The organism is Candidatus Paceibacterota bacterium (genome assembly GCA_035452965.1).
Lineage (GTDB): Bacteria > Verrucomicrobiota > Verrucomicrobiia > Limisphaerales > UBA8199 > UBA8199.
Genome location: DAOTCE010000018.1, coordinates 49,975 through 62,966 on the forward strand (window position 1 = coordinate 49,975; position 12,992 = coordinate 62,966).

At 59.8% G+C, this 12,992-nt stretch carries 11 protein-coding genes; 1 reads left to right on the top strand and 10 read right to left on the bottom strand.

The genetic code is table 11. The features are described 5' to 3' along the window. Nucleotides 1-118 precede the first annotated feature (118 nt). Both P5205_14105 and P5205_14110 read right to left on the bottom strand, forming a co-directional pair. On the bottom strand, nucleotides 119-1,903 hold the full coding sequence (locus P5205_14105) for a glycerophosphodiester phosphodiesterase family protein (protein ID HSA11495.1): 1,785 nt from the start codon (nucleotides 1,901-1,903) through the stop codon (nucleotides 119-121). A 159-nt stretch (nucleotides 1,904-2,062) separates the two neighbouring features. Next, complete coding sequence (locus P5205_14110) at nucleotides 2,063-2,800, bottom strand: GDSL-type esterase/lipase family protein (protein HSA11496.1); 738 nt, start codon at nucleotides 2,798-2,800, stop codon at nucleotides 2,063-2,065. A 158-nt stretch (nucleotides 2,801-2,958) separates the two neighbouring features. Between P5205_14110 and P5205_14115 the strand changes: the two genes are divergently transcribed. Next, nucleotides 2,959-3,210: a hypothetical protein gene (locus P5205_14115; GenBank protein ID HSA11497.1), complete on the top strand. Its 252-nt coding sequence runs from the start codon at nucleotides 2,959-2,961 to the stop codon at nucleotides 3,208-3,210. Nucleotides 3,211-3,293: 83 nt separating this feature from the next. Here the strand turns inward: P5205_14115 and P5205_14120 are convergent, their stop codons facing one another. The 8 genes from P5205_14120 to ftsW all read right to left on the bottom strand — a co-directional run bounded on the left by P5205_14120 (nucleotide 3,294) and on the right by ftsW (nucleotide 12,980). Next, nucleotides 3,294-4,556, bottom strand: a complete 1,263-nt coding sequence (locus P5205_14120) for a PQQ-like beta-propeller repeat protein (GenBank protein ID HSA11498.1) — start codon at nucleotides 4,554-4,556, stop codon at nucleotides 3,294-3,296. A 659-nt stretch (nucleotides 4,557-5,215) separates the two neighbouring features. Beyond that, a complete protein-coding gene (locus tag P5205_14125) occupies nucleotides 5,216-6,517 on the bottom strand; it encodes a cell division protein FtsZ (protein ID HSA11499.1) in 1,302 nt (433 codons plus the stop codon). 17 nt (nucleotides 6,518-6,534) lie between these two features. Continuing rightward, complete coding sequence (gene ftsA, locus P5205_14130; GenBank protein HSA11500.1) at nucleotides 6,535-7,758, bottom strand: cell division protein FtsA; 1,224 nt, start codon at nucleotides 7,756-7,758, stop codon at nucleotides 6,535-6,537. Next, entirely contained in the window at nucleotides 7,751-8,623 is an 873-nt protein-coding gene (locus tag P5205_14135) for an FtsQ-type POTRA domain-containing protein (protein HSA11501.1), read from the bottom strand. The genes ftsA and P5205_14135 overlap by 8 nt, the downstream gene beginning before the upstream one ends. Before the next feature lie 88 nt (nucleotides 8,624-8,711). Next, nucleotides 8,712-9,632, bottom strand: coding sequence for a D-alanine--D-alanine ligase (locus P5205_14140; GenBank protein HSA11502.1), 921 nt, complete (start codon nucleotides 9,630-9,632; stop codon nucleotides 8,712-8,714). Continuing rightward, entirely contained in the window at nucleotides 9,629-10,573 is a 945-nt protein-coding gene (murB, locus tag P5205_14145; GenBank protein ID HSA11503.1) for a UDP-N-acetylmuramate dehydrogenase, read from the bottom strand. The genes P5205_14140 and murB overlap by 4 nt, the downstream gene beginning before the upstream one ends. Then, nucleotides 10,573-11,835: an undecaprenyldiphospho-muramoylpentapeptide beta-N-acetylglucosaminyltransferase gene (gene murG / locus P5205_14150; protein HSA11504.1), complete on the bottom strand. Its 1,263-nt coding sequence runs from the start codon at nucleotides 11,833-11,835 to the stop codon at nucleotides 10,573-10,575. The genes murB and murG overlap by 1 nt, the downstream gene beginning before the upstream one ends. Continuing rightward, the gene (gene ftsW, locus P5205_14155; protein HSA11505.1) at nucleotides 11,832-12,980 is read right to left on the bottom strand and encodes a putative lipid II flippase FtsW; all 1,149 of its coding nucleotides are present in this window, start codon (nucleotides 12,978-12,980) and stop codon (nucleotides 11,832-11,834) included. The genes murG and ftsW overlap by 4 nt, the downstream gene beginning before the upstream one ends. Nucleotides 12,981-12,992: the final 12 nt, after the last annotated feature.

Genomic DNA, 12,992 nt, shown 5'->3' on the forward strand with positions numbered 1-12,992 from the left:
GTAAACTACGGACACAACTGCCCTTGCAGGTCGGGGTACCGGATTGGGCCTGGGAGTTCAGGGCCCCATGACCTCTGCGCCGCTGAGTTTAGAAGCGATTAACCGGCGAACTTCCGCTTCATCTGGCCATGTAGTAATCGCGGACTGCGTCCATTGCGACGTCGGGGTAGTCGGTGGCGAAGCTGGCGCAGCCAAGATCAAGCAGGCGGTGGAAAACCTTTGGGTCTTTCTGTTTCCACGGCAGCGTTTGGAACAGGATGCCATAGGTTCGCAGCTCCTGCCCGGTCTGACGCAGAAAGGCTTCGCTCGGGAAGAAGACCCCCTCTGGGCTGGTGTTGACGTGGATCTGGAGCGTGTCAATGTCCGCAAAATTCACCTTGCGGAGCGCCGCCAGCCGCTTGGCAAGCTTTGCCTGGGGTCCGTCTGGCGCATCCGCAGGGCCGCTCATCCAGTTTTGGGGGCCGCCCATCCAGTGGATCGTCCTGGACTTGGGTGCGAACGTTCTCCACAGCTGTATCTCGTCGTATTTCGTGCTGGCCAGGATCAACTGCCGGTGGACCCCAACCGTCTCCGCTGCCAGCTTTCGAAAATCAACCTTCTTGATGTCAATGTAGAGTGAGCGTTCCGGGTGCGCTTTTAGAATACCGACCATCTCGGCGAGGCTGATACCCCTTTGGCCCGCGAACTTCTTACTGCGAAAGCTGCCGACATCGAGCTTCTTGACCTCCTCAAACGTCAGGTCAGCAACTCCCTTCCGCTTCAGATCTTCGGGCGCATTCGGCAGAATCCGGGCGAAGTTATTGTCATGGAACGAGACGATTACTCCATCCTTCGTCTGCCGCAAATCCGCCTCCGGGATGCACCCTAGTTTCCACCCCAGCTCGAACGCCTCCATTGACCCTTCCGGCGCCAGGTCGCCCGCACCGCGATGGGCTTGCATGGTGAACCGGGCGAGCGGGATGTGGTCGCGGACGTTCCAGTCCTTTGGGCCATTTCTGTAATAGGCGCGGAGCGCGTTCATCGCCACATCCGGCCGGTCAGTCCCAAGCCCCTCGGTGCCCAAATCGAACAGCCGGGTGTAGATGGTCTCCAAGTGCGGCACATTCCACGGCATAGTCTGGAACTCGATCCCATGTCCGCGCACCTCGACTCCCGCGCGGCGCACAAACTCGTCGCTGGGCACCATCCGATTGTTATTGGTGTTGAGATGGCAGTGGACCTGCAGTCGGTCAATATGGGCAAACCCGATCTCGCGCAGCTTGGCAAATCGCTTCTCCACATTGGCGTCGTTGGTGTCGCCCCAAGTGCCAATCCACAGGAACGCATCGCTGCGCGGAGCCACCGCTTTCCACCGTGCGCAGTCCATTTCCGAGCCAGTGGCCAGCACGATCTGATCGTGCACATCCGCAGTCTCCCGGGCCATCTTGGCAAAATCCACATTCTTAACGTCAATGTATGCCGACCGCTTCGTGTCCTTCTTGAGTGCCGCAACAATCTCAGCCAGGCTTACGATTCGCTGACCAGCGAATTGAGGACCGCGGAACGCCCCGACGTCGAGCTGTTTTGCCTCCTCATAGGTGACATCTTCCAGCCGCTTCTGCTTCATTTCCTTCGATGCCCAGGGCATAATCCGTGCGAAGTTCTTGTCGTGGAACATCATCAGGTGTCCATCTTTCGTGGTTCGCACGTCCAGCTCGGGAATGCAGCCCATGCTCCAGGAAAGTTCGAGCGCTTCCATGGTGTTTTCAGGCGCTAAATCTCCCGCTCCCCGATGGGCTACGACCGAAACCCGTTCCAACGGGATATTACGAATATTCCAAACGGGTTCGGCGGCTGAACCCACCCAAACGACTGAAATTGCTCCGAGCGCAATGCCCCAAATCAGCGTATGCCGAGATATCATGTGCGCTTGGTAACATATATTTGGGCGGATACAAGCGCCAAGTCGGCGCCACGTTCTGTTGTTGAATCAGTGTGCCCCCGGAGGGCGTTGCGGCGCGCTGCGCCAAGGAGCGAGTGAAATTCCTTTCGCTGCTCGAGGATGGGTCGAACGATCTGGTCGTTACCGGCGCTGCTTCATCATCTTTGCCAGCGTGGGTTCCATCGCTTTGGCCCATAGCTGATAGCCGTATTCGTTTGGATGCAGAAAGTCGGGCATGATTTCAGCTGGGACTTTGCCGTCGGGACCGAGGAAGACTTTGTTGATGTCAAGGAAGCGAACGTTTTTGCCATCATCGAGCGTGGCGATGATTTCGTTGACTTGGGCATTGGTGGCAAGCTGTTCGGGTGTGTCCCTGCGGGTGTTTCGCGGAAACACGGCCAGTAACAGCACCTTGGTTGCGGGGCAGCGAGTTCGTATCTCCCGCACGATGAGCTTGATGGCATCGGCGACGGGACCGGGTTGGTCCTCCTTGCTATTGTTGGTGCCGATCATAAGCACGGCGACTTTGGGGTTGATACCGTCCAACTCGCCGTGTTGGATGCGCCAGAGAAGGTGCTGGGTGCGATCGCCGCCGATGCCAAAATTCGCGGCGTGGCGGGGGGCGTAATACTTGTGCCAGACATTGGAACCTTTCTTGCGCCAACCATCGGTGATGGAATCGCCGAGGAAGAGCAGATCAACGCCGCCGCTGTTAGCCTGAGCGACATAGCCCTCGTGCCGCGCGAGCCAGTTGGCCGGGCTGCTGCGGGTGGTCGGCACCGACGGAGCATTCAGCATCGGCGAGTCGGCGGCTTGTGCTGACAAATGACCTGCCAGCATTAGAGTTGAGATGAACGCAAACCAGGATGGTGTTTTCATACGAGCAGCGGGAAGCTATGCAAGGAACGGGGTGTGGCGCAAGGCTCAACTGGCATCACCCGGCAAGAGTGCAAACGCTTCTGAATGTGGTAAGGTAACTGTAAGATGTTCGCCGCGGCATGCGGAAACCCGCGGGTCCTAATTGACAGGAGAACCTTATGGACAAGTTTGAAAAAATCGCCGTGCTGGAAAGCGAAGTTCAGGCCGAGTTGGTGGACAGCATCCTGGAGGAACGAGACATCCCGCATGTCATGCGGAGCTATCATGATTCAGCCTATGATGGGATATTTCAAACCCACGCCGGCTGGGGACAGATAGAGGCGCCATTGTCCTTCCGGGACGAGATTCTGACAGCGATCGAAGACATCAAGCGCCAGGCATCGTCAGAAGCGGGACGTCAAACATCCTGACATCCTGGAGCCTGCGTTGGCTCTGTTCTCGCTTCACCCTGGCTCTCTTCTTTGGCGAGAAGATCGGGGCGAGGAGGAGAGGCCTACCGCGCGCGTATATCGTAGCAGAGGAGCGTATCCATGTCGCGCAGGTAGAGTCTGCCGTGAGCGATGACGGGGTGGGGCCAGGCTTTCTTGTCGCTGCGATCGGGTTGTTCAAAACGGCCATGTTCCTTGTAGCCGTCCGGCGACGCCTCAATCAGCACCACGGTGCCCTTGTCCTCCGCCCGCAGGTAGAACCGGCCATCGGCATAGACAAGTGAGCCCTTGCGGAGCTCATTGTGCTGCCATTTGAGCGCGCCCGTCTTGAAGTCCTGGCAGGTCCAGCCTTTGCTATCAGCATGGCCGTAGACAAAGCCTCCGACCTTGATTACACCACCGTGCTTGTTGTCCATTACCTGGTTGGCATAGACCTGCTCCGCGCTGAACTTGCCCGCGACCTCGCTGATTTTGAACAGGTTGCAACCAACGCCGTAGCCGGAGCTGACATAAACGCAGCCGTCACCGTAGATTGGATTCGGGATGACCGCCGTGCGACCTTTGCGCGGAGCGCGCCAGAGCACTTTGCCGTCCGTCGCGGCGACCCCCACTACGCTCTCCGCCGTCAGTTGAATGTACTGCCGCACACCGCCGATCTCCGCCACAATGAGGGACGAGTAATGTGGCGAGTCGGTGAAGCCCTTGCTGCGCCAGATCAACGCCCCGCTCTTCTTGTTCAGCGCGACGATTGCCCCCTCCATACCGCCAGGGGTGACCACCACCTTGTCGCCGTCCATGAGCGGGGATTCGGAAAAGCCCCATTGCGGGCGCTTGCCGCCGAAGTCTCTTGCGTAATCCTTTCGCCATAGTTCTTTGCCCTGTGCTGCCTCGAAGCAGACAATTTCGCCCCATTGGCCGACAGCAACCAGCAGATCACCCTCGAGAGTGGGTGTGGCGCGCGGTCCTTCAAACGCGGGCATGCCTGGCGCGCCGACCTTGCCGAGTTTGGCCGACCAGACTCTCTTTCCGTCTGTCGCATTCAATGCGACGACGGAACTGGCCTCGTTGTCATCGCCGATAGTGTAAACGCGGTTGCCCAGGACGGACACAGTCGAGTAGCCGATGCCCAAGCCGGTAGCCTTCCACGCCAGTGGCGGGCCGCCCGGCGGCAGCTCTCGCAGGAGCCCGGTTTCGGCGGAGGCGCCGTCGCGGTTCGGGCCGCGAAATTGCGGCCAATCCCCTGGCGCGGCTTGTGCAGCGGCGGCCAAGGAAAGAACGAGAGCGGTGCCAGCCAAGTTGGCCCGTAATCCAGTGAAGCCTTTTTGCATAGATGCTGCGGGATAATCGCGAAGGTACCCCGGAATTGCAAATGGAATGGTCAAAGGAGGCAGTGCCCTACTCGTTTAGGGCAGTGGCCATTCAAGCCAACCGCAAGCGAACACAGCTCGGTGCTGACCCAGGCAGAGGTCTTGGAGGGCAGAGTCTTGGCCAGCCACACCAAATGTGACGGCGACACAGGCTTTCCCGAGTGCTCTCCATCGCAAAAGCAGGGCGTTGTTCCGCTCCTCGCCTGGTCCAGAAACCTGCGTTCCCTAATTCAGGTTCTTCGCGGATTTCCGGAAAATCCCGATGGCGATTCGTCGTCTCGCTCCCCTTTTCATTGCTACAGCGCACCCGCTGGACGGGGAATGGCGCCATTACAGTGATCGCACCACTGGTTTTGGCTGGCGGATGGTATGTTAATGGGGTCCGGCTACGGTGTGTATCCCATGGGGAGCGCTCCCCATGGGATACACACCGTAGCACTAACGTGCCGCCACCGTAACCCCAAGCCGGAGGTGTCGGTGGCAGAGAGGGCTGGATAGGGCAGGCAGGCAGCCTCACTGTCCTAAAATTGGACAGTGCGCGGTTTTGGAGGTTGGGCGGACCATCCAGACTGTGCGGATGGAAGCCACCGTTGGCACTTTCCGGAAATCCGTGATGAACCCTAATTCAGAGGTACTCCACGGCGGATGTAGGTGGGCACGTCGAGGTCTTCGCCTTTGTGGATTGTTGGCTCGCTCTTGTCAAATCGCCCCTTGGATACAATTTCAAGCGGCAACTGGCCCTGCCGCATTTTCGGCGAAGTCCTGTGTTGCGGCGCGCCAGCCCTGTTCTGCCGTGTCAGGAGTTGCTGGATCTGGTCCGGGGACAGGGCAGGGGGGGGCGGCCCAAATCTCGAGCTGGACCGCCGGCCGCGGGAAGGTGGCAGCAATTGCTGCCCAAGTTCTTCATGGCCACCTGCGCGCCCGCTATTGTCCGGCACGATAGGCTCCGCGCTCGCGCGCGCTGCGATGAGGGTTACCGCCAGGCGCTCGCTGAACGCGTCGTCAATGGCGGCACCCATGATCACCTGCGCGTGCTCGCAATGCCGGTTGACCAGCTCCATCACCCGGTTGACTTCGGCCATGGTCAGGTCTGGTCCGCCGAGCAGACTCACCAGCACAGCCTCGGATTCCGCAAGCATGTGGCCGCCATCGAACATCGGGTGCGCCAGCAATTTGTCCATCACCTCGCGGGACCGCGTCGGCCCCGCGGCCTCGGCCACGGCGAAGGCGCTCTCGGTGTGCCGATCCTGGATGAGTGCGGCCAGGTCACTGAAATGAATTTCGATCAGTCCCCTGTATAGCAGCAGGCGCCAGATGCCGCGCACGCCAGCGGCGAGGAATTCGTTGGTGATTTGGAAGGTCTCCCGCACGCTGGTGTTCTCGTCAATCATCTTGAACATCTGCTGGTTGGGGAGGCAGATCGCGCCGTCCGCCGCGGATTTGAGCCCCGCCAATCCGTGCTCCGCCAACCGCTGCCGGCGGCTGCCTTCGCACTGGAAGGGCATCGTGACAAATCCCAGCACCAGGGCGCCTGCTTCCTTGCCTGCCTGTGCCAGTACCGGGCCGATACCCGTGCCCGCGCCGCCGCCCAAACCGGCCAGAACCAGAACTACGTCAGCCCCTTCGCAAAGCGACTTGAGCTTCGGCAACTGCTCCTGAGCCAGCGCTTGGGCCCGCTCAGGGTCGCCGCCGCTGCCCAGCCCGCGCAAGAGCTGCGTTTCCAGATGAATCTTGTCTGCGGCGGCTGACGTTTCAAGCGACTGGGCATCAGTGTCCACAGCCACGAAAGCCACCCTCGACGGGGCGTCTTTGAGCAGCAACTCCATTACCGCGATGCCCGCACCGCCGAGGCCAAAAACTTTGACGGAGGCGGTCTTCCTGGCGGGTTCTCCTGCCAGGTTGTTCTGTGCGTTGGTAATCATGGGAATCCTGTAAAGGGTCAAGCCCGGCGGAATATCTGGCCCAGGGTGCTCTTGATGCCGTCTGTCAGGGACGATTTGGCGGCCCGCTTCCGTTGTTGAAATGAGCCGAATTTCACCAGTCCAATGGCTGCCGCGAACTCCGGCTGATCAAGGGCCGATTTCAGGCCGCTGATCGAATTGGTCTTGCCGAGAGACACCGGCATCTGGAGGACTTGCTCCGCCAGCCTGGCGATTTGCGGGATGTGCGCTCCACCCCCGCAAAGAAATACTCCCCCGCGCAGGTAGTCCAGCGCCCCAGCCTGCTCCAGGTCCTGCCCAATGAGCTGGAAAATCTCCTCCAGCCGCAGCGACATGATGCGGTGAAGATGTTCGATGTTGATCGTTTTGAGGGCCAGGCCGTGCTCGTTGGCAATGGTGTACGTTTGGCCCTTGTCGGCTTCGTCGAGGAAGCTGGAACCGCGATCGAGCTTGAGCTGCTCAGCCCGGCTAAGCGGCACCTTCAGACCATAGGCCAGGTCGTTCGACACATGATCGCCGCCGACTGCCAGCACGCCGGTGTGTTTGATGATGCCGTTAGCGTAGACCACGTATTCGGTCGTTCCGCCGCCGATGTCAATCACCAGCGAGCCGAGTTCTTTCTGTTCGTTGGTCAGCAGCGCCAGCGAGGAGGCCAGACCGTTGAATACGATGTCATCCACCTCCAGTTGCAGTCCTTTGACGGTTCGGATGGCATTCTGGAGCCGGTTGAGGTTCCCGTGCACGACATGCACGTCAACCTCAATACGCGAGCCCAACATTCCCACCGGATTGGTGATGCCGTCCTGCCCGTCCACCAGAAAGTGCTGGCGGATGGCATGGATCACGTGGTTCTGGGCGGGCAGGTTGATTGTCTTGGCGTTTTTGATCACGTCTTGCACGTCCTCATCGGTAATCTCGCGGTCAGAAGACACAACCGGATGAACACCGCGATTGTTGAAGCCGCGCAGGTGACTGCCTGTCACTCCGAGATAAACACTGCGAATTTCGGCATCAGCCATCTGCTCCGCTTCAACAATCGCCTGGCGCACATCCTCCTCGGCCAGCGGCGCGTCGGCGATTTCGCCTTTGCGCACACCTCGGGAGCGTGCCTGGCCGAGCCCGACAATATTGAGCGCGCCATCCACGCCGAGTTCGCCGACCACAGCACAGACCTTGGACGTGCCAATCTCCAATCCGACAATGATTGATGAGGCGTTAAACATGTTTCTTCCTGGAACGCGAGGGTTTGGCCGGCTTCGGGGCTGCAGGCAGGACCGTGCTGGCCTCCAGCCATCGAACCGGGATGTTGTTGGTGACCGCCAGATCGAGCGTGGCAATCGCATTACTCGTCTGCTGTCCCAACTCGAAAATTGTGTGCCAACGCCGCAGTTGGCGGTCCAGTTGATGGCCCACATCGTTTAAACCAAGAGTGATCACGCTCCCTTGCTCGGTTGTCACTACCAACACCTCCCGCGAAGATACGTCTATACGCCGTAGGTTCACCAAGCCGGCCATCGGCGATTGGTCGAAAGCCAGAATCAGGCGCAGAGCAGCCTGAACTGGCGGGGAGGTGATGCGCCGACCGGGCTGCAATTCGCTGGCGCTGACGCCAGCCACCACTGGCAGCGTATTGCTCGGTTGGTTGGATGCAGTCTCAAGCTGGCGTGGGTCCAGCGGCATGATCACCCATCCCTCTGCGTCCAGATGATAGATCGCTACCCCCACGCCGCCTGCCGGATTCGGACGAGGAATGTTGACTTGCGCAATGGGTTCGCGTTCTTCGACGCAGATGCGCAAAGTGCGTGGCAGAATGCGCTCGACGGACGCGGAGTGAACCAGCGGGACCATTTCCAAGTCCCGCCTCACGCGCGCCAAGTCGAGCTCCAGCAAGTTCTCTCCAGGTTTGACTCCTGCCCAGCGGCGCAATTGGTCCACCGCGATAATGCCGTCGGTTTGCACCTCAATTTTCTCGATGGCAAACGACTTGTTTTCGTAGAGCAGCCGATTGAGTGCCCATTCACCGGTGCGGTAGAGCAAGTACAGGCCGAAGACAACCGTAAAGACAGTCCCCAGGCTGACTGCCGTCATGCGGGTCCGCGCGGCTCGAACTTGGCTGGAGCGCAGTTTTACATCCAGTACCTGATCGCGCCCCAAGCGCCGATTCTTTGGTTTACGTTTAAGCCACATGTATTCGTTTGAGCGCCAAGTCCACCATTCGCTGACAGAGTTCCGTGTAACTGATACCGGCCGCGGCTGCCGCCTTGGGCAGCAAACTGGTTTCGGTCATGCCCGGCAGCGTATTCACCTCTAGCATTACCGGCTCCCCGTTTGGCTGCACAATCACATCCACCCGCGAATAATCCCGGCCGCCAATTGCTTTGAAGGCCCCCATCCCCACCGCCTGAATCCGCGCGGTCATTGCCGCATCAAATGGAGCGGGGCAGAAGTACTCGGTTGTCCCAGCACTGTACTTGGTCTGATAGTCGTAAATGCCCGTCTTGGGCCGCACCTCGACCAGTGGGAGCGTTTGGTCGCCAAGGATGCCGACGGTGCATTCCCGCCCGGTGATCTTCTCTTCCATTAGAACCTGTGAGTCGTGCCGCATTGCTTCCGCCAGGGCCTTGCCCCATTCCGAGACGCGCTCGACAAATTGCAGCCCGACACTCGAGCCTTGACGTGCGGGCTTCAGCACCACGGGCGGGTCCCAACCCATCGGCCAACTTGCCGCGGGCGACTCGATTAGCATGAACCGCGCGGTCGGGACTCCGGCTGCCACGCAACGCTGCTTGGTCAGGAACTTGTCAAATCCAATCCGACTTGCCTCGGGATCACACCCGGTGTAAGCGATACCCAGTTCCTCCAGCCGACGCTGAACGGTGCCATCTTCTCCGTATGTCCCGTGGAGCGCAAGGAAGACCACATCCGTGCCCTTTGGGAGCTTCCATTTCCCGTGCTTGGGATCCACCTCGCTGACGACGTGGCCCATTGAGCGGAGCGCCTTGACCACCTCTGCCCCGGACCGCAGCGATACCTCGCGTTCAGCGCTCGGTCCGCCGAGCATCACAGTGATGTTGAGCTTCTTTCGTGCTGGTGTCATTCTCCGACAATTTCTACTTCTGTCTGCAATTCGATTCCGCGCTCCGTTCGGGCGCGCTGTTTGATGACCTCGATCAGCTCCAAGATGTCCCGTGCGGAGGCGGTGCCATCGTTTACAATAAAATTGCCGTGTTCTGCCGAGACCATCGCTCCGCCCACACGCGTTCCCTTCAGGCCCAATTCGTCAATCAGCTTGCCGGCTGGGATCGAGCCGGGGTTCTTGAAGATGCACCCGGCGCTCGGCGCGGCGGGCTGCGATTGCCATCGCTTGCGGCTGTATTCAGTCATGCGCAGTTCGATAGCCTTGCGCGAATCGGAATGGCCGCGTAACACTGCTGAGAGGGCAATATGTGTTTTCAGGGTTGAGCATTCGCGATACGTGGCCGTCAGTTCGTGTGCTGCGCGCTGGCGCACCTGCCCGTCGAGACTCATCAACCGAACCGACTCCACCACGTTGAACATTGCGCTGCCCATAGCTCCTGCGTTCATTCGCAAAGCGCCGCCGACGCTGCCCGGGATGCCTTCGAGGAACTCCATACCTGCCAGACCGTGTCGCTTGGCTTCCGCTGCGATCGCTCTCAATCTTGCGCCCGCCCCGCAGCATATGCGCTCGTCCGCCACCTCGATCTGGCTGAAATGGGTATGGGAAAGGCAGATGACCGCGCCTCGGATTCCACCATCTCTCACCAGCAGATTCGATCCGCGCCCAAGCAGAAAAACAGGCCGGCTGCTCTCTTGGCAGTAAGCTAGGACGGCCGCCAAATCCAAGTCAGTTGCTGGCTCGACGTACAAGTCTGCGCTTCCGCCGACTCTGAGCGTCGTGTGTTTGGCCAGCGGTTCGCGATTGCGAATCACGGTGGCCTTTGAGACGCGTTGTGCCAATTCGCCTGCCGCCTCCGCCCTGCTCGAAAACTCCTGGTCTGCCATGGCGCCGCGCGGCATCAGGTGCCCCTCTCCGCCGGCAGCGCCGGCTGACATGCGGCTAACGGGCTGGTTCGTGCCCGGCCGGTCTGTGACGGGTTGGAGCTCATCAAGTTAACTTGGTGATCCGGGGTCCCGCCAGCTGATTGGCGATGAGTGGAGCAACCTTGGCTTGCCTTAAATCCAACGGCAAGGAGCATGGCTGCAGCGATCTTTTCCGCCGCCTGCGGTGCGTGCCATTGGGTAAGCGCGCTCTGCATCTTCTCACGCACTGCGGGTTTCTCAACCAGGTCCGAGAGGAGTTGTGCCAGTAACTCCGGGGTCGCGCTCTCTTGCTCCAGCAAACAGGCAGCGCCGGCGGCCTCGATGGCCCGAGCGTTGTGAAACTGATGATTGTCCATCGCAGCTGGATACGGGACGAGGACTGCCGGCACACGCATGGCTGCCAGTTCGGCTAGGGAGGATGCGCCAGCACGGGAGATGGCTGCGGTTGCTGCCCCCAGGGCTATATCCATTTCGGTTAGAAATGAATGGACAATCGCTTTGAGTCTCAAAGCCGCATAGGTCCGACTCACTTTCTCAAAGTCCTTCGGCCCGGACAGATGTAACCACTGACAGTCGGCTTGGCGGTTGGCGAACAGTGGCAAGGAACGCAGCACCAAGTCGTTGATACCGCTTGCACCCTGGCTGCCGCCCATCACCAGCAAGACTGGCCTGTCAGGGTCAAGCCCGAGTTTGGAACGGCAGGTGGCAGTGTCATGGGCCTGGAAACATGGGCGGGTTGGTGTGCCGGTTACGGTCGCGCTGCTTCGGCGCAGTCGGTCGGCTGCCGCAGGAAATCCGACAAACGTACCGTCCACCACGCGCGATAACCAGCGGTTGGCGCGACCAGGGATGGTATTTGATTCATGAAGGAACGTTCGTGCCCCGATCCGCTTCGCTGCCAGTATTGGCGGTGCGCTGGTAAATCCGCCTGTGGCGAGTGCCGCCTGTGGGGGGCGCGTCTTGAAAGACTTCGCCGCAGCGCGATAGGATTGGAGGAAACCGCGGACGAAGGCAAATTCCCTGCCACGCTTCAAGCCAACCGCTGGGAGGGGGACAATGTCTACGCCAGAAACACCTCGCACAGCCTGTTGGTCCACTTCCTTGGGGGAAATGAGCAACGTCACTGCGCAACCACGCCGCACAAGCCTGTCAGCCACGGCAAGACCAGGAAAGAGATGCCCGCCGGTCCCGCCGCAGGCAATGGCTATCCGGAGTTGGGCTTGAGGGGGCGAAGTCATGGTTGGGCCTGTGCCCTTCGAGAGAATGGATTCTCAGCTTCTTCGCTGATGAGCACGTTCCGGATGACCCCATCGGGGTTGCGTGCCTGCCGCGCGATGCTGACCAACAGCCCAACGCTCGTCAGGGTCATAAGCAGGTTGGATCCGCCGTAGCTGATGAAAGGCAATGGCAGACCCTTGTTCGGCAACGCGCTTGTCACCACTCCGATGTTGATAAAGGCCTGCATGCCAATCAGGAATGTAATCCCTGAACCGAGCAGCATTCCAAACGTATCCGCTGCATTCATCGCGATGTGGGCGCCGCAGAAGACAATCGCTATAAAGGCTGCGACCACAAGCAGAGTAGCGATCAACCCGAGCTCTTCCCCGATGATTGAGAATATGAAGTCGGTGTGGTGCTCCGGCAGGAAGCCGAGCTTCTGGCGTCCATCGCCTAGACCTTTGCCCGTCAAGCCGCCGCTCCCAAGGGCAACCATCGCCTGGTAAGCCTGCAGGCCCGTATCGCGTCGGGTCTCCTCCACGTGCAGCCACGAGTGAATTCGGTCAGAACGCATAGGATTGTAACAGATGAAGGTCCCGATCGCGATAACGCCGGCGATAACCGGCGGCAGGAAATAGCGAAGTCGAACGCCTGAAATCAGCAACAAGGTGCTGCTTACGGCAGCGAGTACCAGCGCGTTGCCCACATCTGGCTCAATGAAAATCAGCCCTACGGTTACCACAATCAGCAGCCCTGGGATGAGAATTCCCCGCTTCCACAACGGCATCTGCCGCTGGAAACGCTCTCCGTACCAGGCCAAGGCAATGATCAGCGCAATTTTGGCAAACTCCGAAGGCTGGAAACGCATGCCGCCAAAGCTGAACCAGCGCCGCGCGCCGTTGATTTTGGCGCCGATATGAGGGTTCAACACCAATCCCAGCATCAGCAAGGCCAAGCCTAGCGGCAACCACCAGATCCAGCGAAGCTGGCGATAATCCAGCAACGCCGCAACCACACAAGCTGCCAGGCCGAGCCCGCACCAAACCAGTTGCATCCTCAGGTAATGAGCCCCTACCTGTGCCATGCTGGAGCTGTACAGCATCACCATTCCGAGCGATAGCAGGGCAGCCACGCAGGAAACCAGAATGGTGACGCTCACTTTCATCGGCCAAAATGC